The sequence below is a fragment of the Bacteroides sp. MSK.18.37 genome (genome assembly GCF_019129155.2).
GTDB lineage: Bacteria > Bacteroidota > Bacteroidia > Bacteroidales > Bacteroidaceae > Bacteroides > Bacteroides ovatus.
Genome location: NZ_JAHOIB020000001.1, coordinates 4,187,405 through 4,211,077 on the forward strand (window position 1 = coordinate 4,187,405; position 23,673 = coordinate 4,211,077).

Below are 23,673 nucleotides of genomic sequence, written 5' to 3' on the forward strand. Positions count from 1 at the left end.
AAAGTAGAAAATAATTATCGTAAATCAATGAATTTTATCGTTTTTCGACTCATCGGAGGCATTTGTATCTTGGCAATGTACTCTGCCGATTCAAAATTGATGCTTGGCGCCACTCTGACTTTCGAACGGAACAGATCTTTAATCTCTTTGGCAAAGGCTTCGCTACGGTTCTCGCTTCCGATACGAATCAGAATCTCATCCGTTCCCAATTCATTGGTATAAACTTCAATAATATAGTTTTTTACCGAAGGTATATTATCCAGAATGTCGAATAATGCAGGCGGATATAACGTTGTTCCTTTGTATTTAATCATTTGCCCTTTCCGACCGAGGATGGAGCTTAGGCGGATGGTATTTCTCCCGCAACCACAGGGATCGGTGTGGTGGTAACAAATATCACCTGTTTTGAAACGGAGCAACGGCATACCTTTGACTCCGAGCGTCGTGATCGTCACTTCCCCTGCTTCTCCCTCTTCCACAGGACGATTGTTATCATCCAGAAACTCTACAATGATAAGTTCCGGTTGCAAATGCCCTCCGTGGAATTCATTACACTCGGTAAAGGACGACTGCATTTCGGTGGAGGCATAAGTGGAATACAACTGCAAGGCAGGCCATTTATCGTGTATTTTCTGTCCGAGCGTATTCAACTGGAATTCCTGATTGCGCAATGCTTCTCCGATACAGATGCACTTCTGCATGGAACAGGTATTATGGTTGATATGATTCTTTTCGGCAAACTCTATCAGTTTGATAAGGAAAGAGGGGACTACCATTCCACAAGTCGGATGTATCCGTCGAATTGTGTCCCATTGCAGTTCCGGGATGCCGTTGCCTACACGGATCACTCCCATACCCAGTTCGCGGGCTCCCATATAATAAGCCAAGCCTGCCATGAAACGGCGGTCGATGGTAGTCATCAATTGAAGAATATCCTGCTTAGTGCATCCGGTGGTGGTGAAAGATAGGTATTCGTTGTAAGAGAGACGGTCCAGGTCTTCAGAGGTGAGAACGAAAGTGACCGGATCTCCCAATGTGCCCGAAGTCGTCACATAGTCGATAATTTCCTCTTTGTCTACGCAGATGAAATCATCGTTATGGAGTTGCAAGTCCGTCTTGGTAGTGACGGGGATCTGTTGCAAGTCTTCAATCGTCTTTATTTGATTGATATCAATGTGATGTTCGGCAAACATCTGTTGATAGAACTTGGAATGTGCTTGCAGGTAGGCTAACGCTTTGGCTAACTGTTCTTCCTGATAGCTTTTGATATCTTCCGGTGAGCGGAACTGAATTTCAGGATTCTTTTCCATCTTTGGATTGTTTTTGAATTTTCTGTTGGATACGTTCTTTCTCTTGCAACTTGGGAATGGATTTCTTCAATGCCTGTTGCCAGTATGCAATGGCTTGTTGAGGTTGCTGCATGGCCTCGTAGTAATCTCCTATTACTTCATATACATAGTATAGGGAAGGATTGGAGGCTTGGTATGTTTTTAAAACAGATTCCTCTATCTGTTCCTTTTTTCTGATTTTCTTCAATAAAAGCGGAGTCAGTTTCTTATACGTGAGAAGATGCTGGAACTCCGGTGTGTCGATGAATTTATCTTCCGGAATGGTCAGGTCGGAACTGTATATTTCGTGTTGCCAATCAATCGTGTCTTTGAATATCTTATTCAGGTCATAGGCTACGTATTTCCCACATTGCCAGGGAGAGGTCGATACCCACATCAGCCGTTTCTCCGGTTGGAAGATGACGGAATGATGGGCAATAAACTGATTGATGGCCATTTCGTTGGCCAGTCCCAGGTCTGTGTTTTGCAGGCCTTTGTGGTCACGCAGGATAGAGGCGGCTTTGGAGACATCGATCGGAAGATCCTCATTAATGAGTTCCGTTAATCGTGCAAAACGGTATGGGCTGTCGGAAGTGCGGATATTTTCCATGTTTCGTTCGTCCTTGCTGAATTCTTCCGATTGGTAATGGTTGGTGCAGATGAGCCGATTGGCTTCTTTTCCGGTGAAAAGCACAGTTTTCTCCGGAGATTTCTCGATAATCGCGGCTTTGCCATCTTTGGCAGAACCTATCAATATGGATTCGGAGACGAATGTTTCCCGTTTTTTGGCGATGGCAAAGGCTTCATCAATAGTGGCTGCATATTGCAGAATCTCTCTGGTCAGGATGGAAATGGGGGTGGCGGAACCTGTGGGGACAGCAGATTTGGCAGCATTAATTGTCACGGTAAGACCTGTCTCGTTCATGCCGGATAACACTCCTATCATACCGGGCCATCCGACGGAAGCAAACCTGTATCCTTGCTCCGGTACATAAAAAGCCACCTGCTTGTTCTCTGCGAAGGCATCTCCTACGTAGAAATCGAAGTTACGTCCGATCAGCAGGGATGAATCTGCACTTTGTGTTCCCCAAGTGGCGAACGAACTGCATCCCACTAACATATAATCTTGCATGGCATGTCCCAGGTCGTGTGCCGAATGGTAATTCAACTGGCGTTCGTAAGGAGTGCCGATGAAGTCGTACTCATGTGTACATGATAGCGAGATTCCGTAAATCTCGTCGCGGTATTCTTCGAGGACGTTCTCACCCAGATTACGGTTGAATAATACAATGAAGAACCGGAGGAATTTCAGATAACTGTCTGAAGGAACAATCTCACGAATTTGATCCACGAACACTTTCTCTTGATGGTGGAGCAGGTCGGAAGACAGTTGCCCGATAGCTTCTCCTCTCTGGAAAGCATCCCCTTTCACAAACAATTCCCATAAGCCGCTGTCGCTGTGCCGGAGAAAGTTATCTCCATAATGCCGGAGGTGGAGACTGTCTATATCAATCACTTTGTCTGTGGTCATGCTTTGCTCATGTTTGGGCGTTTGCATATCCGCAGAAAAGTAGAGATAGCTGATTCCGGCTATCAATAGAACAATGAGCGACAGGAAAAGGAAGCCCGTGTATTGGAGTGTCTTTTTGACTATTCTATGCATTTCCTACTTTTTTAGCCAGATATTCTTGTCCTACAAACTCCGCACAAGTCAGCATGGCAGTTAGTGTTACCCCTAATGCACCATGCACATTCAGGTTTTGCCCGGTGAGAAAGAGATTTCCCAAGCGGCTTCTTGTAGATACGAAACCAATTTGCGGACATTTATAATCTTTGATAATCCCATACGCGGAACCATCCACTGTTCCTGTATAGTCCCGATAGCTTAATGGAGTAGTGGTATACATCTCTTCTATGTTTTCTGAAAGGTCAATGCCATGTCCTCGGATGAAGCGGAGAATCTGTTCTGCTTTCTCCTTTTTGAAGGATTGGTAGTCTTCTCCCCGATGTTCGGGAGTCGTGTCCTTCCAGGCAGACAGTTCATCTATATACATAGGTGTCAGGATGGAAATGACACTGGCATATTGACTGTCCTCGGAAGACGCTTGCATGGAAATCATACAGTTGGTAGTCCGTCCCGGATAGAGCAGTTTATCATACCACACTTTATTGTTCGCATGCAGATACAGGTTGCGGTTCTGATAAGGAGTGCTTTTTTTCTTCATTACCAGGTAGAGCGTAAAAATGCCGTAGGTGTTTTCCAGCGAACGGATGCGGGAAATATAGGCATTCTTGATGCTACGGTTTTTATCCAGTATCTCCAATGTCCGTTGGGGATGCATATTGGAGATGACGAAGTCGCTTTCCAGTCGCTCTTCCCCGTTGATGATAACCCCTTGTACCTTTTCGTTTTCAACGATGATGCGGGTGACTTCACTGTTATTGAGCACAGTCCCTCCGTTTGCCCGGATTACATTGATTAGCTCCAGACTGACTTGCATACTTCCGTCTACAAAACGGTAGGCGCCTTCAATATAGGAGTGATTAATCATGGCATGCTGGTAGAAAGTGGAGACATCTTTCAAACCTCCGTAGAGTAAAGCTGAACCTGCCAGTACATTTCGTAAGGCGGGGTCCGGAGTGATATCCGCAATCAGGTGGGCGGCAGAGGTACAAAAGTATTTCATACCCTCCAAAGCGAGTGTGCCTTGTTTCAGGTGGTCTACGCTAATCAGGTTTCCGACAGCTTGAAGCTGTTCGGCATAGCATTTCAAGTTTTCTTTCTCATGCGGGAAGGAACGGCAGATGGTTTCAATAAACTGCGGGTATCCCATTGCATAATCGTATGTTTTTCCTTTATAGTAGATCGTATCAAAAGCAGCATCGTCCAAGCGTTTTATTTTCAGCTTGTCCATGATACCGAAATAGCGGAAATACTGGTTCATCACTTGACCCTCATCCAGGCTTCCTACATAATGAATACCCGTATCTAACAGATGCCCTTTTCGTTGGTAAGTCTGGAAGCATCCGCCGAATTGCGCATTTTTTTCTACTACGCATACGTTGAATCCCTCTTTGCTAAGAATCGCTCCGCATTCCAGTCCGCCAAGGCCGCTGCCGATAATGATGATGTCATATTTGCTCATACTAGTTCGGTTTTCTAAATATGTAAATGGTGTTTGATGTATATTTGTCATTAGGAATGATTTCGACAGCCATTCCACAGGTGACTGCTATTTCCCGTAATTGGGTTTCAGTGGTGAAATACAGTTCTCCGGTTGTCCGGTTGAAGTTGAAGATACGGGTGGATAGTAATTCCGTGAACCGGGTTAACCGGTGCTTGGAAGCGTTGGCTGAATTTCCGTCGCGTATGATAATCATTCCTTGTGAACGCAAGCGACCGGCACATTTCAACAATAGGGTTTGTTGATGTTCGTAGCTCATATAGTGAAGCATGTCGTTCAGGATAAAGACATCACTTTCCGGCAGGGGATATTCCAATGCATTGCCATGCTTGAACTGGAGATGCTCGTTGCGTAACCATCCGTGCTGCGCCAGCGCTATCTTGTCTTCATCGTAATCAATACCCAGGATTTCCCGGTCCTCGGAAAGCAGAGACAGCATATAGCATAACGGGCCGAAGCCGCAACCGATGTCTGTGATTTGCCCTTGGACGGGAATCAACCGGTTGAATAGCCGGTAATTCTTTTCCATCTTTACTTTAATACGGATATACCATTCTACGACGGGACCTTTATAGATATAGTTCTGGATAAGAGCTTCGTAGAACGCCGGATTGTCCGTCGTGTTCTGTTCACGGCAGATACGGGCATAAACCTCTTTCATGTAAGCGGATATGCGTTTGGTACGCTCCTGATAAGTACTTCCGAAAGACAGATCGTCTAGTGGTATACGGGGAAGTATTTCTGTATAGATGATTCCTTTCCGGATATTGAAAGGCTGTGCTTTGGCAATGATTTTGTTATTACCGTAAAGCAGGATCGGCAGAATATCCAGTTTCAATGCTTCTGCCAGATAGAATGCTCCTTTGTGGAAACGTTTCATCTTTCCGTTATAGGTACGTGTGCCTTCCGGGAAAATGGCGATGGAGTAGCCCTCCTTCACTTTTTTCCGCATCCGTTCCATATATTGCTCGTATCCTTCGCCTATATAATAGAAGTCGACATAACGAATGATGGCTCCGAAGAAAGGAGAGTGCCATACCCAATGGTTGGTCACCATCAGGATTTTAGACGAAAGAGACAGCAGTACCAGAATGTCGATGAACGACTGGTGGTTGGCAATGATAATTGCCGGATGCCGGAAGCGTTCGTTGGCTTTGTTGATATGTTCTTTTTTGACGGCGGTGGCCAGTAGCAGAATTCCTTTGCAGGTGATTTGTATCAGGCGGCACACCAAACGCTGCTTGCTGCTTTTGCGCACAGGCACCGGATAAAGCAGAATAATCAATATACGGAGGACGATGCAGCCGATAAAGAAAAGCAGGAAGAGCAACACGGTACGTATCAATCCGATAAGCGTATAAGGCGGTAATCCTTTGGAAGCGGGGCCTGCGATGAAGAACCGGAAAATGAGTGGCTGAATGGTATAAGCCACCAGTACCACTGCTATCATACCCAGAATGGAAATCAGGGAAATGGATTGCAAAGCCGGGTGTTTGGCAAACACAAGTGCTCCCATACCGACCACTGTGGTGAAGGCGGAGAAGAAGATGGCTGTTTTATGGGAATTCAACACCTTCTGACCTGTACGGTATTTGTTTTGTAGCCCGTCCATAATGAAGATACTGAAGTCATCTCCAATGCCAAAGATAAAGGTGGACAGGATGATGTTGATAATATTGAACTCAATCCCCAGAATTCCCATCAATCCCAAGATGATTACCCAGCTGATTAGCATCGGGAGAAAGCTCATCAGGGTAAGTTCGATACGTCCGTAGGAGAACCATAGTGCAAAGAATATGAGGAAAGAAGAGATGTACAGAATCAGGTAAAAGTCGTCATTGATGGCCGATACCCATTTGTTGGCAAAATAGGAACGGTCGAAGATGACTACATTCGGGTCTTTATTAAAGTTCTGGTACACAGCTTCCTTATTCGGTTCGCTGATCCGTATCTGGCTGATAAGCATGGTGATGGAATCGGCAGAGGTTTGCCATTCATTCAATAGCTTGCCGGATAAATCGTCTTCTTGCGCGGTGTAATGATATTCACCGAAAGGCTGGTTCATCCATTGATAAAAAGGTTCGAAGCTTCCCGGGCGGAAACGATATTCGGCGGCAACTGTTTCCAACTGTTCACGGACTTGTTGCTGTTTTTCATCCGTCCAGTAATCTTTCCATTTCTTCAGGCGTTTTTGCTGCTCTTGCGGAGAGATCAGAAACTGTGAGGCGGAGGCATACTCTTTGATGAGTCCCTGCTCTTTCAGTATAGATAACTTCTGATTGGTTGTTGCATAAGTTTCGGTAGCCTGATTCATGTCTTTTCCCACACTGACAAAAAGCACGGTCTTTTCGTCGTTGTCGAAGAGTTGCAGTAATTTTTCTTCTGATTGTTGGAGATGGCGGGGCTCATAGTTGAGACTCATCATATCGTTGTTGAAGCCCACCTTTTGCGAAGTAAACAAACAGATTACTGTAATGAGGAGGATGCCGCCTACCAGCCATTTATTCTTTTCGTAAGAATAAGCGTTTATTTTCTCGATGATGCGTAGTATGCGTCCCTGTTTGACGTCTGCCTGTCCTTTCAGAAAATGAGGCAGGTAAATGAGACAGAAGAGGGTGGTGCCCACCAATGCCAGAGAGGCAAACAATCCGAAGTCGCGTAACAGATCGGAACTGGTGAATATCAATCCCAGAAATGCGCCGATGGTGGTGAAACTACCTACCGTAAGCGGATAGGCTATCTCTTTAATAAGTTGTTGTACGGTGGAAACGTGGTTCTGATGTGCCAGCATGTGAATGGAATAGCTTAGTGCAATACCCATCACTGCCGAACCGGCTCCCACTGCAATGGCGGAGATACTTCCTTTAATAAAGAAAATGAGAAACAGGGCAAATAATCCTCCGAACAGTACCGGAGTAATAATCAAAGGTATCGATCTCTTTCGTTTAAAAACGAGTGAGATAAATACAATGATGATAAGCAGTGCCAGGGAGGAGGTCAGGATGGTATCTTTCTTAATCTGACGGGCGTTGTAGACTCCCACGGAGGGACCGCCGAAATATTCAGCTCGAATGGTAGGAGATTCTCCCTGTACGTGCTTGAGCTCTTCTTCGAGTATCTTTATCAGTTCGTCGTTCTTTCCGGTGCTGCCTGTACTGAATACCGGGGTAATGAACATAAGTAAGGTGGAGCCATCTTTGGAGAAGATATGTTCGTCATAAATCTCGTAGTTGGCTTCCAACTGGAAATCTTGCAAATGTTTCAGGGTTTCGCTTCCCAGTCCGAGCGGGTCCCGGAGAATATAACTTCTTAATGCAATTCCGGCAGGAGAGAGGAGGTTGGTATAATTCTTCTGCATGACAGCCTGTATCCCTTTATCCGTCAGTAAGGAATCGAAGCGTTGATAGTCCGTATCTGTCAGGAAAAGCGGGAGATGTTCATAAACGAAGTCTGTGGCTCCTTGGATGAGGCTTTGGTCTACCTGTGCGAAAATTCCTTTAATCAGTTTTCCTCCGGCTTTTTCAGTCAGGGTTTGTTGCAGTTGTCCGGCTGCTTCTATCAGGGAGTCGGGTTCTACGCGGTGGCAGGTATCTGCCGAGGATAACATAATGATAATCTTATCCTTAATCTTGAGATTGTCGAACACTTTGATTGTGTTCTGGGAATCTTTAGTGTCGGGGAAAAATTGTGTGATGTTCTCTTCGAACCTTACTTGCAGGGCAAAGAATCCCATTAACAGGACACAACTGATGAGTGACAAATAGAACAGAATCTTGTGCCTCTCGAAATAATCATATAGTCCGATAAAAAACTGGGTCATATCTTTTTTTTCCTACACGCCGTGAGCAGAATGAACGCGATGGTTCCTGCCAGTATGCTGCATACGACTGCAAAGATAACACTTCCTATTAAATATTGCTCTATGACTGATTTTACATTTTCAAAAGAAAGTTCGTTTAAATGCAGATTGACAGGATCTCCCAGCACTTTGCAACCGGTTACGTAACTGCCGTACAGCAAAAATGGAATCATCGGAGGGATACTGATATTGGCTGCTACAATAGCTATGATTTTATTCAGTCTGAACAAATGTGCCAGAAATAACGTGATTAGCATTTGATATCCCCATACCGGAACGATACCCATGAATACGCCGAGTGTGATGGCAGCCGTGATCCGCAGATTAGATTCGGGGGAGTGGGTGACATGATCCGAGAAAAACTGCTTGCAGTTCTTCCAGGTCAGTTTACGGAAGAAGTTTCGGGGGATGATCCAAAGCAAAGTGACGAGCACCAGTACTGTGTTCAGGATACTGATACGGGTGAAATCACGGAACGGTCGAAAATGAGAAACCCGCTCTTCCTGTGGCGGATAATAAACATGTACCGGGATGTTTTTAACGGTAATGCCTCCCCAGGCTGCAAAGACAAGTGCTTCCAGCTCAAATTCGTATTTGGCGGTGTAATACCACTTGTCCACATTCATTCGTTGGATGGGGTACAGGCGGTAGCCGGATTGTGTATCTTGCAGTTTGATACCTGTTTCGAGGGTAAACCAGAAGTTGGAAAACTTATTGGCAAATGTATTCTTTCCCGGCATATTGTCCGAGGCGAGGTTACGGGCACCTACCAATAATGTGTCCGGTTCTTTTTCTATGGCTTCGATCAATGCGGGAATATCCGAAGCGAAATGCTGTCCGTCAGAATCAATGGTGATTGCATACCGAAATCCTTGCTTTTTGGCAAAGGATAGTCCATGTCTCAAAGCTACTCCTTTTCCTTGATTGGCAGGGTGGGTGATGGTATGTAAGTTAGATTCTCGGCTAAGTATTCCGGCAGTTTCATCTGTAGAACCGTCGTTGACAACAAGGATATCGGGGGCGTAGAAACGTACACTTTCTATGACGTCCGCCAGTGTCTTTCCATTGTTGTAACTTGGGATGATAACGATGATCCCTAATTGTTTCAACTTCTCGTGCCAATAGGCTGTACTTATTTGTTCCTTCATACTGTCGGGGTAAGTGCAGCTTTTAATTTAATGAAACATTCGTCCTTTACGGTATTTTCCTCTACAGTGCTCTCTTTCACTGTACTCTTTTTTACAGCTTCCTTCTTTACACTCCCTTCCGCTTGCAACTGAAGTGTACCTTCTTCTGTCTCTTTAAAAGTCAGTGCCATCGAAATGTGCGGTGTTTCTATCGGATTGATAGCCGAAAGAAACTTGCAGGAAGACACTTGTGTTACTTGCAATTTTTGCTGGCGAATGTCTTCTACACATTCCTTGATAAGTTGTAATAGGCAAACTCCCGGAACTACCGGATGTCCGGGGAAATGTCCCTGATAAACAGGATGCCCGGGATTCAACTTTATCTGGATAGTCCAGATCGTTGAGTCCGATGATTCGGAGGAAAGGATGGTATAGAAGTTATCAAGTAGCATATATTAAATCTCTTTAGATAGTTTGTCCAGACGGATCGTTAACCGAATCCACGGATGTTTGATTTTTATTTGTGCGGGATCGCCCGGAGTATTGCCAGTGATGTAGACCACTGACTTTCCAAAGCCTTTTCCACTGGTTCTTTTTTCAGTAGCACTGTCTTTGGTCGCTTTCACACGAGTATCTTTCCCACTTAAGAACAGACGTCTGAAATCCATCTCCAGAAGTTTCAGCACCTTTTCCTTTTTCATGGGTTCAATGCAACTGTTGACAGTAAACTGATCGTTGCGAAGAGAAAAATCGAAAAGGCTTAGTCCGAAGTAGGTAGACGCTACGATCCGGATTTCGTTATCAGGCATACGGCGTACTATTAGCATACCGCTCATGTGATGTTTCATGAAATCCAGTTGGATATTGTATTTTTGCGAGCTTTCTCCTTGTGTTAGTTCGATAGCGGGGAGCACAGTACTTCCTTCCCCGCTCATCCGTGGAGAGCAGGAAGTCTGGATCTGTATCCATAAGAACAGCAGAACCATCAGACTAACGAATCGCAAACTTCGTCTCATTCTTCAGGGAGTTGAACTTTTTATTATAGAATTCGTATTCTGTATAGTTTGTGGCTGTTTCGGACAGACGGAGTTTGTGTACCGACATATCTTTCTTGTCCAGATAGATTTCTATACCGGCAATATAGGCTTGTACCGCTTTGTTGGTCGGTTTTATTTTAACCAGATAGTATCGTGCGTCTTCAAAATACTCCAGCAGGTAGTTGGACGACATTTTAGACAGGTCGCCTATCATACACGCGGTCAGCATATCCTGCATCTGTGCCATCATTTTGTTCGAACTAAGATTCATGATACTTTTCTTGCCATCCGAAACGATTTTGAGCTTACTGCCGTTTATCACGATGAGATAATCCATCGGGCGGAAATATTCCATGCAGATTTTATGGGTCTTCTGGTAGTAGAACTTCCCTTTGGAAGTAACCTTCTCATCGAATACATCGAGATATTTCACTTGGGTGAAATCGCTTTCGATGGACTCTACGGTTTGCGCCTCCTTTGCCAGGCGGCTTTCAAACTCTGTCTTTTGCGCCATCTTTTTCATGCTCTGGGCATGGATAGAGGCTATTGACAAGAAGAAAAGCGATAAATATATTAATAAAGTTCTCATACCTTTTTTTATTTTATGCCAATAGTTTGTCCGGACGGACAACGGTATATCCTTGTTCTTTCAGCAAATCCAAGATTTGTTTCACTAGCTGGTCGCTGTCAGGCATCCGGTCGTGCAACAGAATAATGGCTCCCGGTTCAAGATGTTTCCGAATCCTGGCAAGGACTTTATCCGGTGCTTGTTGTGTATCCAGTGTACGGATGCTCCATCCTATAGGGGTATATCCTAACTGTCGAACGGCTTTCGCAATCGTTGGATTAGTGACACCGAACGGCGGACGAAACAAACTAACCGGCTGCGAAGTTACTCGTTCTAGTTCACACTGACAAGTTTGCAAGTCTTTTTTCATCTTGGAGAGCCCGTATAGCGGGAATAAACCGGAATGGGTATGCGAATGATTTCCAATCAGATGACCTTCTGCCACCATTTTTTGCAAGATTGCTTCATTCCCTTTTACCTTATGACCGATACAGAAGAAACAGGCGGTTACCTGATATTCTTTTAGTACCTGCAGAACTTTGGGAGTCTGTAGGGAGTCGGGGCCGTCATCAAAAGTCAGGGCGACAATCTTTTCCGCAGTATGCTTTTTGCAAAATGACCGGAGGTAAATTCCCGATTGAATGCTATAAGAGGCATAAACGAGAAAAGACAGGAGCAAGAGCAAGCAAAGAAGGAGGCAAACGATTATCATACGCTTTTCCGGATTAGAATCAATGAATGATTGATGGAGTGGTGATGATTATAAATCAATATATGGGTCGAGGTAGTGCAGTTGGCCGATTCGTTCACTGCTTTCCATACCGCATACGATGTTGCGGTAGGATATTCACCACATTCATTCTTAAAACTAAGATGAACACTTTCCGGGAAAAGGTTTGTTTCAAGCTCTTCATAAATAGAGTTGCCATTGTCAACAGTTTGCTCGTGAGAGTCATCTTGATTGTGTGGCTTCTTGTTTTTCCCGGTAACCAACCACTGAATATCCTGACATTCTAAACCATTTCGTTGCAAAAAACGGATGATTCGGGAGCTGATTTCTTCTGTAGTCTGTTTCCCTATGAAAGTTTCGATTCCCTGTATTTCAGCCAACGGATGCTCTCCGGCTTCCCGACTTAACAGGAAGAATTGAGCACCTTCTCCGGCTGCTATCCCTTTCAGCACTCCCAGCCGTTGCTGAATCGTGTAACTGGTTTCTGTCATTTCATCGATGGCTCCCACAAGTATATTCTCGCTTCCTTCTCCTATTTTCATCATAGCGTCCAATAAAGCACTTTCAAAACTAAGACCACGGTGGACATAAGTCATGTTGTAGGCATGTATTTGATGAATCAGAGCTATTTGTGCACCGATTGTATTGAATGTCGACTGGATAAAAGGAGTAGGATTCAGCATCCGCTCTTCATTATCCAATAGGTTGTTCAGGAATTTTTCCGTATCTGTCAAGCAGCCCAATCCTGTTGCTGTGATGATTCCTTGTATCTTTTCAGGAGATAGTTCACCCATACATTCCAATCCGCAAGCCACCCCCATTTTTACGATACGGCTCATGCGTCTGCGCAAGGTCGCATTGGTGATAATATCCTTATAATCGGGTTCGCAAGCCTGAAGATAAGGGCGATTATTTCCTGGTGAATGATCCTTTGGCGGATGAATGGAAGCGATGCGTTGAATATAAACTGGCTGCATAGGCTTAAATACTTAAAGGTGCGTTTATGCTGGAAAATTCGTTGCGGAAAAGAGGAGCGATGAATCGTTTCCTCCGAAACCGAAAGAGTTGGATAACACATGTCGGATGGGGATTCCTTCTTGAAAAGAGGTTTCCGGTATCAGTCCTGTTTCCGGCATCGCATCCGTAAAGTTCAGGTTGGGATAAATCAGCCCTTTATCTATTGAAAGAACGGAGTAAACAGCTTCAATTCCTTCGGAAGCTCCTAAGGTATGTCCGATAAAAGCTTTTACCGAACTAAATGGCGGAACGTGTTCTCCAAAGATTCTTCGGAGCGCCATGCCTTCTGACGCATCATTGCCGGGAGTACCTGTTCCATGTACATTGATATAATCGATTTCTTCAAGGGAAATACCACTGGAAGCGATAGCTTCACTCATTGACAGAAAGGCACCGTCCCCTTCAGGAGAACTTCCTGTTTGATGATAAGCCTCATTCGTATTGGCGTAACCGCTAAGTTCGCAATAAGGAGTTCTTTGGAGTGAACTTTCCGATTGAAGCACTAAGTAACCGGCACCTTCTCCCAGATTTAATCCGGTACGTGAGCGGTCAAAGGGACGGCAATGTGTTTTGTCCAAAATCATCAGGGAGTTGAATCCATTGAGCGTAAACCGGCAAAGTGCATCCGTACCTCCCACGATAGCAGCATCCAGTAGCCCGTGTTTAATCATTCTTGCTCCCAGCATGATGGCATTGGCTGCTGACGAGCAGGCTGTACTGATGGTGGTTATAAAATCATTGATACCCAAATACGAAGCAATCAATTCTGTACTGGCTCCGCAGTCGTGTGAAATTACTTCCCGTAACCGTCCCTGTCCCGGGTTTTTCTTGAAAGATTCATAGAAGTGCTCGCTCAAATCCATGCCGCCAACGGAAGTGGCGGAAATAAAACCGATACGTAATGGTGGTGTGAGTCCCGCATCTTTCATTGCTTCTTTGGCTGCTATCATTCCCAACAAGGCCGTACGTGATACAGTGCGTTGCGGAGGTAAAGAGATCAGTTGCTTTAGTTCCTCATTGCTACGTTTCACTTCGGATACGGGCACATCGAGAGCAGTCGGAAAAAGAGTTACTTTTCCGATGCCATGCTTTCTTTGTCTCAACGCTTCTATATTTTCGGAAACTCCGATACCGATGCCCGAAACAACTCCCAATCCGGTGACGTATATCTTCATCGGTTAAGCTTTGCGATTAGCAATGATGTAGTCTGCCAGTGTACGTACCGAGTAGAAGATTTGTTTTCCTTCACTGGGGTTCTCTATCTTTATACCGTATTCGCGTTCCAGAATCAGGATGATTTCGAGTGCGTCAATGGAGTCGAGGCCAAGACCTTCGTCGCCAAACAGAGGGGCTTCATTGTCAATATCTTCCGGAGTGATTTCTTCAAGGTTCAACTCTTCGATTAGTTTCCCTTTCACTTCGTCCATCAGTTCTCTTTTGGTTTGATCTAAATTATCCATAAATCGTTGATATATTATTAAGTTGTTTAAATTCTGCTTGATAATGTCCGTCCAGTAGTTCGCACCAGCCTATGATACAGGTGCGTAACTTACCTTTTGCCATCACAATCCTTGCATAATCCTCTAATGAGGCAGCATCGGATTGCCGACGGACAAAGAATGTATTCTCTCCCTGAATCTTGTGCCGGATACAGATTTCTCCCAATACTACATTGGGGAGAGTGTAGACAAACACGGCAGGACTGGCTGCTTTGTCCCCTTCTTTACTGATGATTGCCTGATGTTTGCAGTCCGTATCCAGAGAGGAAGAAGCATTGGCAAGAATGATTCCAATCTCTTCCGGACGGTGGTGTGTATTTTTCAGTAAATATTCGGCAGCTACATATCCCAGCTTACAGAGGTTGTCCATCTTATAGAACTTCATATTGTTTTCTCCCAGATGCTTGTATGCTTCCCGGATGAACGGTGCAAAGTCAGTTTCCGAAGAGCTGAATACAGTTGTTCCTTTACTTTCTACTGCTCCTGGCCTGATTGTGACCATGTTGCCCGATTCCACCACTGCTTTGCAAACTGACGGAGCACTCGCTTTGTCGGTTGCCTGCAAGTTTACTTTCTGTTTCAGGTGAGCATCGGGGAGGGATAATACCAGTGCGGCATTACAGCCTCCGAAACCGGAAGCAGTTTTGATGCAGCATTTCATCGGTATCGGCTGATGAGTGGCATAGACAGTGATAGGCATGGGAACACCGAGTGTTTCATACCCTAAAGTTCCGTAGTATCTTCCTTCTTTTAGTTGCTCTATGCAAAGTATGGTTTCGATAATGCCCGAAGCTCCTAATGTATGACCGAAATAGGGCTTGAGGCTATTCACCGGAACTGCAGCTAATCCCGCCAGATGTATGGCTTTGGATTCCATTTCATCATTGTAAACCGTAGCTGTTCCGTGTGCATTGATAAAGCTAATGTCTTCGGGGAGTGCTCCGGCTTCTTCCATTGCCTGATTAATGGCTAGAGCTAAACCGTCCCCTGTTCGGGAAGGACCGGATATATGGTTGGCGTCATTGCTGATTGCTCCTCCGGAGAGAATAATATGATTCGCGTTTCCTTGAGTTTCTAAAAGAACAGCTCCACAGGCTTCGCCCAGACTTAATCCATCCCGTTGTATATCGTATGGTCGGCAAAGGTGTGCGCTGACAGATCGAAACGATAGAAAGCCGCTGGTAATGAAATGAGAAAGAATATCCCCACCTGCCACAATCACTCGTTTGTAACGTCCTGATTCTATCCATCTCTTAGCGACGATTAGTGCCGAGACTCCTGATATACAGGCATTGGAGATGACCTCTACCTGATTTGTCGCTCCAAAGAAATCTCCGATTCGCTCCGCCATTTTCCAAAGAAAAACCGGACTGTCAGCAGGTAATTCACTCAATAAATCAACATTTCCTTTAGTGGTAGATAATAACAAGGCGTAATCCGGTTCCCGCAAGTCGGCTCCCGATTGAGAAATAACCTCTTGGATAGCCAGTATGAATAATTGCTCCATTCGGGTATAATCCGTAATCTGCATCAGCTTCGCCCGTTTTTCCAATTCCACAGAATCAATCATTCCCGCCAATAGGGGATGATCGGAAATTAGGCCGGCTTCTTGCATACGGATTCCGCTTCGGTAGTTATGGATGGCCTCCAGGTTTTCCGGGATGCCGAAACCTAACGAACTAATCAGCGTATGGGCTGTGATGTATATATTTAAAGGATATTCCATTTCTTTTTCCATTCCAGATAAAACGGAGGGTTCATAAGCTCCAATTCTTTATTCAGGTTCAGGAACACTTGTATGGTGCTTCCGGTAGCTACTATACTCTGGTCGGTAGCCCGGTAGATAACGTATTCAAATTTTATCTTGGCTGCCTCACAGGCAATATAGCGCGTCTCGACAATCGCTTCTTCACCAAAAGATAGTGATTGTTTGAACTGACAGGTTAAATCCACGATAGGAACCATGTATCCCTCCCGGTAAATACTCATATAATCCAAACCATACTGTTTGCCAAAAGCTTCTCTTCCATCTTCAAAATAGCGCACATACTCACCGTGCCATACAATCTGCATGGAGTCTATTTCGCTGAACCGCACTCTGAAGGTAGTCCGGTTAGTCAAAGCTGCAACCTGTTGATTCGTTTTCCGTTTCATTCTTTTTTTATAAATATTTTCATCCTGCATTCAGCTATCAGCTTGTCTTCCACTTTCACTTGTGCAGAAATCAATGTAATGTCGAATACCTCTTGTACAACGGTAATCTCCGTAAATAGTTTCATCCCGATCTTTGGCAAATCGTGGATTTTAAGTTTGTCCACCGAACCGATAAACCCTAACGGTACTTTTTCACCCTGCCGGGTATAAAGAAATCCGATACGTGCCGCTGCCGATTGAGCGATGTGTTCGATAATTCCTGCCTCTTGCAGTTTTCCGGTTTCGCAGAAAATATTATCAGCAGTAACAGTCAGTCCGGAATAGGAATGATTCTCTTCGATACCAAAGAAACTGTCCACCATCACGATGGGCGGACGCTGTGGAATCAAATTGAGCATTCCTTCTCCTTGTATGATAACTTCCCTGTTGTTCATTTCAATCTGCATTGTACAATGCTGTGTCCCATTCCTAAATGGTCATCTATCTTTTCAACTTCCAATCCCGCTGCTTTGATGCACCGTTCCATATCATCCGAATGATACATTTTGCTGTTACCATTTGCCATGGCTGTGAAATAAAGACTGATTTGTGTCAGGCAATAAGCGGCTGTGTCAAACTTTTGCCGGTTCCAGAAAGTTTCCATGATATAGAGGCGGCTCTCCCGGCTCATAGAGCGGGCTGCACGGGTCAGTATGCTGGTTACTTCTTCTTCCGAGAAACAATCAAGGAACTGGCTCATCCAGATAGCATCGAACCCTGTCGGGAAAGGAACTTCGGGATCGAGCAGATTGGCGCCATACCCGTGGATACGCATTGCTCCGGGCAGTTCTTTAGTTTGTTGACGCATCATCTCCAATTGTTGCGGAAGGTCCATAATAGTTACTTCCACTGCGTCGTCATAGCTTACGCACTTGGTTGCCCATCGACCGGTATTACCTCCCACATCCAGTAAAGTCTTGGGATGACGGGCGAAAACAATTGCCAAAGCTTCGTCAAACGAGCAATCCGAGTAATAATGATCGAAACCGAACCAGCTCTTTTGTACCTGTGAGGGCAAGCTTGACAGCCCTTCATAGATAGTGCTCCATTCGCCGAATACTTTCAGCCCTCCGGGACGTCCGTTGGTGAGAGCCTCTTCGAGATGGAACATTCCCAGATAGTTGACATCGTGGTTGAAATCCATATTGACACGTACCATCCTGTCGTTGAGCAGGAACCATCCGGCTTTGGCAAGGCGGTAAAGGTTTTTGTGCCGCAATACGGTACCGATCGTTAATGAGGCTTCCAGCAAAACTTGTGTTGCATAAGAAGACAGGCCACAAGCCTTGCTGATTTCTTCTTGTGTCATGCCTGCACGTTCGTCGGCTAGTAACTGGAAAATACCGAATTTGAGCATAAGGCGTGATACCTGAAACACGATGGGCCCGAAAGCTATTTCTTGTGCCAAGCGTTGTGCCTCTACCGCGGTCAACGGTTCCTTATCATATTGATTCTGTTGCATCTTTATTTTGTTATATCTTTATTTCAATCCTTTGGAGGGCGAACCGTCACTCGTGGTTTTCCAGAATGAGTAATAGTTGAACCATTGTTCCGGATAGCGTTTCAGTATTTGGTCCAAAGCGGTCGTATATTGTTCGAGCAGAGCGATCTCTGCTTTCTTTTCTTTGGTTCGTATGACTGGTTCCGTCCTTATAAAATGAAAACGGTAGGTTCTGCCCGGCTCTCTCATGGCAAAGTAGAATACCACTGGAACTTTCATTCGCGAACCAAGCAGGAAAGGGCCGGCAGGGAAAGGAGCTTTCTGTCCCAGGAGTGTTCCTGTCAGCAGTTTCTCTTTATTCAGATAACGGTCGCCCTGGAAGCATACATACTCTTTCTTGTTTAACGCCTCGGTAATACGGAAAACGTGTGTCAGGTTATCTTCGTTGACGGGGATAATCTTAAAATCCTTATCCTGACCATTTTTCTCCAATATCTCTTTGATTCTACGATGTTCGGCATCATACATCACGATATTGATTTTCTTTCCATAATCGTCGAAGAAAGGAACGCCTATTTCCCAGTTTCCCACATGGGCGCCAATCATAATCACTCCCTGTTCACTGTTCAGTAATTGCAGAAACTCCGGATACTGTTCGAATTCGAACCGATATTGACTGACTTTTCCGTTGCCAATGGCTACCTTGTCAATCAGGATTTGCCCTAATCGGTAATAGTTGCGCAGCAACATACCCAAAGAGCGTATTCGGTTGTATTTCAGGATGTGGCGGGCATAAAACCAGGTGCTTTTAGTGGCTTTCGGAGCAAACGGTACGAAGTACAATACTACCAGACTTAGAAATATATAAGCGGCAGTAATGCCCAGATACTTAATCAGGTAAATAAAGAATAAGTATCCGAATGTTCCTCCCCGGGTTTTGCCTTTCCACGTCGACATATTTACTTGGCTTCCTGCATACGGGTGATAACGAGATCGTAGAAGTCCTGGAAGGTTTTGATACCCGCAAAATCTTGTCCGGTTACGTTGAAACCGAAGTTCTTTTCTACCAGTACCACCATATCGACCAAGTCCAGGCTGTCCAGTTCAAGAGTTTCCATTAACGGTGCATCCGGCTGGATAACGTCGATGCCTACTTCAAACTCTTCTGCCAGAGTGGTTCTTATTTTCTCGATGATTTCTTCGTTTGTCATATATCTGTTTTCTTTAGTAAATTATGGATTGATTTTGCGTATGATTAGCGTGGAATTGGTTCCTCCGAATCCGAATGAGTTGGAAAGGAACGTATCAAATTCCAGGTTTACCCGTTGGGTAGGTATATTTAATTGTGCAGAGGCCTCGTCCGGTTCCTCGAAATTGAGGTTGGGAGCGATGAAACCGTTGTTCATCATGAGGGTGGAATAAATCACTTCACTGGCACCGGCCATCCACATTTCATGTCCTGTCATAGACTTTGTGGAGGTCACATACGGGTGATGCCCTTCAAATACTTCCGCAATGGCTTTCGCCTCGTTCAAGTCACCTACCGGAGTTGAGGTGGCGTGTGCATTGATATAACTGATCTGTTCGAGTGCAATCCCTGCATCTTTGATGGCCATTTGAAGAGAACGTTTCGGACCGTCCACATTAGGCACGGAGATGTGATCTCCATTGGATGAAAAACCGTAACCGATGACTTCGGCCAAGATGGGAGCTCCTCTTTTTACAGCCGATTCATAACTCTCTAATACCAGACTGGCGGCTCCTCCACTCGGAATCAGTCCGTCACGTCGTTTATCAAAAGGTTTCGAGGCTTTCTCGGGGGCTGCTTCCTGGGTGGAAAATGCGCTTAGTCCGTCGAAACTTCCTACTGCATAAGGATTGACTTCTTGTGCGCCACCGCAAAGAATACAATCCTGTAATCCCGATTTTATAAGCAGGTAACCCATACCAATAGCGTGAGAACCGCTTGCACAGGCTCCGGCAATAGTGAAGTTGACCCCTCTAAGTTTGAAAATAACCGATAGGTTCATTGTCACGGTGGAATTCATCGACTGGAAAATAGAACCGGAACCCACTAGTGCAGTGTTTTTCTTTTCACGAATGATGTCCACTGCGTTAATAACAGGAGCGGCGCTACTATCATTGCCATACAAGATACCCACTTCGTTGGATTCGAGAAAATTCTCGTCAATCCCTGCATTACGGAAAGCCTCTAATGTAGCGAGATAAGCATATTCTCCCTGCTCCGGCAGACAGAGACGTTTACGGCGGTCCAACAACTTCTTCAAGTCGGGACGTTGCAATATCCCCGTTAATGCAGAAAAATAGCCCAATTCTTTCCGTACCGGATCTATGCCAATTCCCGATTTTCCATGATATAGTGAGTCTTTTACTTCATCCAGATTCTTGCCGATGCAAGAGTAAATCCCCATTCCCGTGATAACAACTCTTTTCATTATTTTGTCTATTCTATGCTTTTATTTTAAGTATATAGTCCTCCGTTGATGGAAATCACTTCTCCTGTGATGTAGGATGAGGCTGGAGATGCCAGGAAACCGACCAGGTCGGCAACCTCTTCCGGAGTGCCGAAACGTCCCGCGGGAATATGTTTCTTCCATTCGTTCTCATCAATTCCTTCCGTCATATCCGTACGGATGAATCCCGGAGCTACTGCATTGACTGTTACTTTCTTCTTGGCAACTTCCTGTGCCAGTGCTTTGGTAGCGGCTATTACGCCACCTTTGGCTGCGGAGTAATTGGCTTGGCCGGGCATTCCCTGAATGCCCGACAATGACACGATATTTACGATACGTCCATAACGTTTGACCAGCATATTCTTCAATAAAGGCTGTGTCACGTTGAAGAATCCGTTCAGGCTGATATCGAGCACTTTGCTCCATTCTTCTCCTGTCATCCAGAGCATCAGGTTGTCTTTGCGGATACCTGCATTGTTTATCAGTACCTCGATATATTCGTCAGGGTGTTGGGAAGCCCAGTTGCCCAAAGCAAGGGTGATAGCGGCAGGGTCGGTCACATCGAACTTCATCAACTCGCCATTACTTCCTTTTTCCTGTACTAACTGCAACGTTTTCTCCGCTTCTGCGTCATTATTCTGATAATTTATCAGTATAAAGTAGCCCATTTCCGCCAGTTTACAACTGACAGCACGGCCGATACCTCGGCTTCCTCCGGTTACTAATGCATATTTCATTTTATTTATCTTCTTTTTTGAGATAGTCTATCATCATTTCTATCTCTTTATATTTAGGTGTGTCATTGGTAAATACAGGGAAGAAACTGCGTATTTCTTCATAAACCTGCCTGCTTTTGGAACTTAGGCGATCCTGTATTTTCAGGTAGTCGATAGCTTGTGCCATTCCCATAAACTGGATAGCCATCACCTGATAAGAATTCTCAATGACTGTTTTTGCTAATAGAGCCGAGTTGGTTCCCATGCTGACAATATCCTGATTATCATTGTTGTTGGGGATACTGTGTACATACATCGGATTTGATAATGTCTGACACTCCGCTGTGGTGGAGGTTGCAGTGAATTGCGAAGCCTGTAAACCATAGTTCAATCCAAGCACTCCCAAATTTACAAACGGAGGCAGGATGCCATTGATACGGTCGTGGAACAGATAGTTAATTTGTCTTTCGCAAAGCATAGTCAGCTTGGTCACAGCAATTTTCAACTTGTCCATTTCGAAAGAAATGTAATCTCCGTGGAAGTTGCCGCCATGATAAATATTTTGTGTATCCGGATCGACAATCGGATTGTCACAGGCGGAATTTATTTCGTTTATTAATACTTCTTCCGCATTCTCCAGTTCATCGTAAATAGGACCGAGTATTTGCGGAACACATCGCAAGGAATAATAGGGCTGTACTTTGTGTTCGAAGATTTTCTCTTTATGCACCTGGTTGTATAGCTCGTTCTCTCTTTGAAGCACGGATTTACTGCCTGCCACCCATTCTCTCATCATAGCAGCTATCTCTTGTTGACCTTTATGATGCTTGGCCTCGTTTAATGCCTGTGCCATAAAATCATCATAAGAGGCGGCAATCTCATTCATCATTACAGAGGCAGCCACCGACCAACGGAGTAGTTTTTTTGCATAAATCAGATTGACAATACCGATGCCTGTCATTACAGAAGTACCGTTTGTAACGGATAAACCTTCACGAATACGCATGGAAAAAGGTTTCAGGCCGTTTTCCTGAAGTACCGTAGCTGCGTTACACAATTTACCCTGATAAAAAACTTCCCCTTCCCCTATTAACGTCAGGGCGATATGGGCCAGTTGTACGAGATCGCCGCTGGCACCTACACTTCCGTGTTCGGGTATGAACGGATAAATTCCGCGGTTGATAAATTCACAGAGGAGAGAAACCAGTTCCAGATGCACTCCTGACTTCCCTTGTAGAAAAGTGTACAAACGGGCAATCATAGCTGCTTTTACATAAAGTTCGGGAAGCGGTTTGCCGGCACCGGTGGAATGGCTTCGGATGATATTATACTGAAGGTCGATCAATGACTGATCTTCTATTCTGTATTGTGCCATTGGGCCGAACCCCGTATTGATACCATAAATAATCTTATCGCTGGAAAAGGATTGCAGAAAATCGAAGCTTTCTTCTACTTTTCGAATACATTCTTCAGAGAGTTTCAGCTTCTCATTATCAAACAATACTTTATGAAGGGTATCTAAATTTATACTTTTGTCAGCTATCATTTTCTGTACTAGATATTTTATGCCTTAATAATAAGGTGCAAAAATAGGCAATTTCTGTTATATAGCGGACATGAATCAGGATAAAACTTTTTCTAAGGAATTGGTTTTGCTTGTTTTGTTTCTTATTCGTGGGAGATTTGTTCCCCGGTACCGCTCGATGCCTTCATTGGTGCCGGAGGGTGTCTTCATCGGTGGGGGGGAATCAATCTATGCTTTTTGCAAATCCCGTCCTTCATACTTGCAGATCGCTTCTATCCATTCCTTGGTCAGTGGCATGGACTCATGTCTTTCAAGATTGAAAGTAACCATGATGGACTTGCAAACACATTTCACCTCATTGGTTTTCGTGTCAATGACTTGTTGAACCAGATGAAAGCTTTTGGTACCTATCTTAGAGACGGCGGTTTGTACAGCGATGTGGTCCGATGCGAAAATTTGCTTAACGAAATTCGCTTCAATATGAACAACGACAATGCCAATCTTTTCCCAATCTACTCCCGGGCATACCGAACCGAAGTATTCAGTCTTTCCCAAGTCGTAAAAGGAGAAGTAAACCGTGTTGTTGACGTGACCAAATTTGTCTACATCATTGAATCGCAATTGGATAGGTAATGTGTGATGAAATACGATTTCTTCCATTGTTTTCTCTTAAACGTTTTAAATTCGACACAAAAATAGCACTTTTGCTTTCTTGCTTGAAATTGGGGCAAAGATAGATATTTCTGATGATTCTGTTCTCGGAGACGGGGGAGAAATTAGTTAATAATCGTTTAAACTGGAGTTTTGGAACGTTTATTCTGACTTCTGATATGTGGAAACAATCAGAAGGATGGAAAGGAACTTTTAAATACGGATTATTCTTAACTTATTATCTTGTGGAATATGTCCACATTTCTGTGGAATTTTTGCACAGGATCGTACTTGAAACTTAATCTGGTTATTAATGCTTTTTT

The 23,673-nt window shown here is 44.6% G+C and carries 22 protein-coding genes; all 22 read right to left on the bottom strand.

Translation table 11 applies throughout. The annotated features are described in order from the left end of the window. Positions 1-14 precede the first annotated feature (14 nt). The 22 genes from KSX81_RS16185 to KSX81_RS16290 all read right to left on the bottom strand — a co-directional run bounded on the left by KSX81_RS16185 (position 15) and on the right by KSX81_RS16290 (position 23,359). A complete protein-coding gene (locus KSX81_RS16185) occupies positions 15-1,310 on the bottom strand; it encodes a phenylacetate--CoA ligase family protein (protein WP_004297277.1) in 1,296 nt (431 codons plus the stop codon). Continuing rightward, positions 1,294-2,991 (bottom strand): C45 family peptidase, encoded by a 1,698-nt coding sequence (locus tag KSX81_RS16190; RefSeq protein ID WP_004297278.1) that lies wholly within the window; start codon positions 2,989-2,991, stop codon positions 1,294-1,296. Before KSX81_RS16190 ends, KSX81_RS16185 begins: the two co-directional genes overlap by 17 nt. After that, positions 2,984-4,474, bottom strand: a complete 1,491-nt coding sequence (locus KSX81_RS16195; RefSeq protein ID WP_052587873.1) for a phytoene desaturase family protein — start codon at positions 4,472-4,474, stop codon at positions 2,984-2,986. The genes KSX81_RS16190 and KSX81_RS16195 overlap by 8 nt, the downstream gene beginning before the upstream one ends. 1 nt (position 4,475) lies before the next feature. Then, complete coding sequence (locus KSX81_RS16200) at positions 4,476-8,333, bottom strand: trifunctional MMPL family transporter/lysophospholipid acyltransferase/class I SAM-dependent methyltransferase (RefSeq protein ID WP_004297280.1); 3,858 nt, start codon at positions 8,331-8,333, stop codon at positions 4,476-4,478. Further along, complete coding sequence (locus KSX81_RS16205; RefSeq protein ID WP_004297281.1) at positions 8,330-9,520, bottom strand: DUF2062 domain-containing protein; 1,191 nt, start codon at positions 9,518-9,520, stop codon at positions 8,330-8,332. Before KSX81_RS16205 ends, KSX81_RS16200 begins: the two co-directional genes overlap by 4 nt. Next, positions 9,517-9,951, bottom strand: a complete 435-nt coding sequence (locus KSX81_RS16210) for a 3-hydroxylacyl-ACP dehydratase (protein ID WP_004297282.1) — start codon at positions 9,949-9,951, stop codon at positions 9,517-9,519. The genes KSX81_RS16205 and KSX81_RS16210 overlap by 4 nt, the downstream gene beginning before the upstream one ends. Before the next feature lie 3 nt (positions 9,952-9,954). Then, complete coding sequence (locus KSX81_RS16215) at positions 9,955-10,515, bottom strand: hypothetical protein (protein ID WP_004324728.1); 561 nt, start codon at positions 10,513-10,515, stop codon at positions 9,955-9,957. Continuing rightward, entirely contained in the window at positions 10,490-11,125 is a 636-nt protein-coding gene (locus tag KSX81_RS16220; RefSeq protein ID WP_004323602.1) for a LolA family protein, read from the bottom strand. The genes KSX81_RS16215 and KSX81_RS16220 overlap by 26 nt, the downstream gene beginning before the upstream one ends. 13 nt (positions 11,126-11,138) lie before the next feature. Beyond that, a complete protein-coding gene (locus KSX81_RS16225; protein WP_004297286.1) occupies positions 11,139-11,816 on the bottom strand; it encodes a polysaccharide deacetylase family protein in 678 nt (225 codons plus the stop codon). Beyond that, positions 11,813-12,811, bottom strand: a complete 999-nt coding sequence (locus KSX81_RS16230) for a beta-ketoacyl synthase chain length factor (protein WP_004297287.1) — start codon at positions 12,809-12,811, stop codon at positions 11,813-11,815. The genes KSX81_RS16225 and KSX81_RS16230 overlap by 4 nt, the downstream gene beginning before the upstream one ends. Before the next feature lie 24 nt (positions 12,812-12,835). Then, positions 12,836-14,026 (bottom strand): beta-ketoacyl-[acyl-carrier-protein] synthase family protein, encoded by a 1,191-nt coding sequence (locus KSX81_RS16235; RefSeq protein WP_004297288.1) that lies wholly within the window; start codon positions 14,024-14,026, stop codon positions 12,836-12,838. A gap of 3 nt (positions 14,027-14,029) precedes the next feature. Continuing rightward, positions 14,030-14,311 carry a phosphopantetheine-binding protein gene (locus KSX81_RS16240; RefSeq protein WP_004297289.1) on the bottom strand — a complete coding sequence of 94 codons (282 nt, stop codon included), beginning with the start codon at positions 14,309-14,311 and terminating at the stop codon, positions 14,030-14,032. Then, entirely contained in the window at positions 14,304-16,076 is a 1,773-nt protein-coding gene (locus KSX81_RS16245; RefSeq protein ID WP_052587874.1) for a beta-ketoacyl synthase N-terminal-like domain-containing protein, read from the bottom strand. The genes KSX81_RS16240 and KSX81_RS16245 overlap by 8 nt, the downstream gene beginning before the upstream one ends. Next, positions 16,061-16,504 (bottom strand): acyl-CoA thioesterase, encoded by a 444-nt coding sequence (locus tag KSX81_RS16250; RefSeq protein WP_004305454.1) that lies wholly within the window; start codon positions 16,502-16,504, stop codon positions 16,061-16,063. Before KSX81_RS16250 ends, KSX81_RS16245 begins: the two co-directional genes overlap by 16 nt. Beyond that, complete coding sequence (locus KSX81_RS16255; RefSeq protein WP_052587878.1) at positions 16,501-16,938, bottom strand: hydroxymyristoyl-ACP dehydratase; 438 nt, start codon at positions 16,936-16,938, stop codon at positions 16,501-16,503. Before KSX81_RS16255 ends, KSX81_RS16250 begins: the two co-directional genes overlap by 4 nt. Further along, positions 16,935-18,005, bottom strand: coding sequence for a class I SAM-dependent methyltransferase (locus tag KSX81_RS16260; RefSeq protein WP_004297293.1), 1,071 nt, complete (start codon positions 18,003-18,005; stop codon positions 16,935-16,937). The genes KSX81_RS16255 and KSX81_RS16260 overlap by 4 nt, the downstream gene beginning before the upstream one ends. A gap of 18 nt (positions 18,006-18,023) precedes the next feature. After that, a complete protein-coding gene (locus KSX81_RS16265; RefSeq protein ID WP_004297294.1) occupies positions 18,024-18,941 on the bottom strand; it encodes an acyltransferase in 918 nt (305 codons plus the stop codon). A 2-nt stretch (positions 18,942-18,943) separates the two neighbouring features. Next, entirely contained in the window at positions 18,944-19,195 is a 252-nt protein-coding gene (locus KSX81_RS16270; RefSeq protein ID WP_004297295.1) for an acyl carrier protein, read from the bottom strand. Positions 19,196-19,216: 21 nt separating this feature from the next. Beyond that, positions 19,217-20,440: a beta-ketoacyl-[acyl-carrier-protein] synthase family protein gene (locus tag KSX81_RS16275; RefSeq protein ID WP_004297296.1), complete on the bottom strand. Its 1,224-nt coding sequence runs from the start codon at positions 20,438-20,440 to the stop codon at positions 19,217-19,219. Between the two features lie 26 nt (positions 20,441-20,466). Continuing rightward, a complete protein-coding gene (gene fabG / locus KSX81_RS16280) occupies positions 20,467-21,195 on the bottom strand; it encodes a 3-oxoacyl-ACP reductase FabG (protein WP_004297297.1) in 729 nt (242 codons plus the stop codon). A gap of 1 nt (position 21,196) precedes the next feature. After that, entirely contained in the window at positions 21,197-22,720 is a 1,524-nt protein-coding gene (gene hutH / locus KSX81_RS16285; protein ID WP_004297298.1) for a histidine ammonia-lyase, read from the bottom strand. A gap of 207 nt (positions 22,721-22,927) precedes the next feature. Beyond that, positions 22,928-23,359 carry an acyl-CoA thioesterase gene (locus KSX81_RS16290; protein ID WP_004297299.1) on the bottom strand — a complete coding sequence of 144 codons (432 nt, stop codon included), beginning with the start codon at positions 23,357-23,359 and terminating at the stop codon, positions 22,928-22,930. Positions 23,360-23,673: the final 314 nt, after the last annotated feature.

What these genes read in the sequence shown, in the direction of transcription:
- KSX81_RS16185 (WP_004297277.1), bottom strand. Translation starts at nt 1,310, where the DNA reads ATGGAAAAGAATCCTGAAATTCAGTTCCGCTCACCGGAAGATATCAAA.
- KSX81_RS16190 (WP_004297278.1), bottom strand. Translation starts at nt 2,991, where the DNA reads ATGCATAGAATAGTCAAAAAGACACTCCAATACACGGGCTTCCTTTTC.
- KSX81_RS16195 (WP_052587873.1), bottom strand. Translation starts at nt 4,474, where the DNA reads ATGAGCAAATATGACATCATCATTATCGGCAGCGGCCTTGGCGGACTG.
- KSX81_RS16200 (WP_004297280.1), bottom strand. Translation starts at nt 8,333, where the DNA reads ATGACCCAGTTTTTTATCGGACTATATGATTATTTCGAGAGGCACAAG.
- KSX81_RS16205 (WP_004297281.1), bottom strand. Translation starts at nt 9,520, where the DNA reads ATGAAGGAACAAATAAGTACAGCCTATTGGCACGAGAAGTTGAAACAA.
- KSX81_RS16210 (WP_004297282.1), bottom strand. Translation starts at nt 9,951, where the DNA reads ATGCTACTTGATAACTTCTATACCATCCTTTCCTCCGAATCATCGGAC.
- KSX81_RS16215 (WP_004324728.1), bottom strand. Translation starts at nt 10,515, where the DNA reads ATGAGACGAAGTTTGCGATTCGTTAGTCTGATGGTTCTGCTGTTCTTA.
- KSX81_RS16220 (WP_004323602.1), bottom strand. Translation starts at nt 11,125, where the DNA reads ATGAGAACTTTATTAATATATTTATCGCTTTTCTTCTTGTCAATAGCC.
- KSX81_RS16225 (WP_004297286.1), bottom strand. Translation starts at nt 11,816, where the DNA reads ATGATAATCGTTTGCCTCCTTCTTTGCTTGCTCTTGCTCCTGTCTTTT.
- KSX81_RS16230 (WP_004297287.1), bottom strand. Translation starts at nt 12,811, where the DNA reads ATGCAGCCAGTTTATATTCAACGCATCGCTTCCATTCATCCGCCAAAG.
- KSX81_RS16235 (WP_004297288.1), bottom strand. Translation starts at nt 14,026, where the DNA reads ATGAAGATATACGTCACCGGATTGGGAGTTGTTTCGGGCATCGGTATC.
- KSX81_RS16240 (WP_004297289.1), bottom strand. Translation starts at nt 14,311, where the DNA reads ATGGATAATTTAGATCAAACCAAAAGAGAACTGATGGACGAAGTGAAA.
- KSX81_RS16245 (WP_052587874.1), bottom strand. Translation starts at nt 16,076, where the DNA reads ATGGAATATCCTTTAAATATATACATCACAGCCCATACGCTGATTAGT.
- KSX81_RS16250 (WP_004305454.1), bottom strand. Translation starts at nt 16,504, where the DNA reads ATGAAACGGAAAACGAATCAACAGGTTGCAGCTTTGACTAACCGGACT.
- KSX81_RS16255 (WP_052587878.1), bottom strand. Translation starts at nt 16,938, where the DNA reads ATGAACAACAGGGAAGTTATCATACAAGGAGAAGGAATGCTCAATTTG.
- KSX81_RS16260 (WP_004297293.1), bottom strand. Translation starts at nt 18,005, where the DNA reads ATGCAACAGAATCAATATGATAAGGAACCGTTGACCGCGGTAGAGGCA.
- KSX81_RS16265 (WP_004297294.1), bottom strand. Translation starts at nt 18,941, where the DNA reads ATGTCGACGTGGAAAGGCAAAACCCGGGGAGGAACATTCGGATACTTA.
- KSX81_RS16270 (WP_004297295.1), bottom strand. Translation starts at nt 19,195, where the DNA reads ATGACAAACGAAGAAATCATCGAGAAAATAAGAACCACTCTGGCAGAA.
- KSX81_RS16275 (WP_004297296.1), bottom strand. Translation starts at nt 20,440, where the DNA reads ATGAAAAGAGTTGTTATCACGGGAATGGGGATTTACTCTTGCATCGGC.
- fabG (WP_004297297.1), bottom strand. Translation starts at nt 21,195, where the DNA reads ATGAAATATGCATTAGTAACCGGAGGAAGCCGAGGTATCGGCCGTGCT.
- hutH (WP_004297298.1), bottom strand. Translation starts at nt 22,720, where the DNA reads ATGATAGCTGACAAAAGTATAAATTTAGATACCCTTCATAAAGTATTG.
- KSX81_RS16290 (WP_004297299.1), bottom strand. Translation starts at nt 23,359, where the DNA reads ATGGAAGAAATCGTATTTCATCACACATTACCTATCCAATTGCGATTC.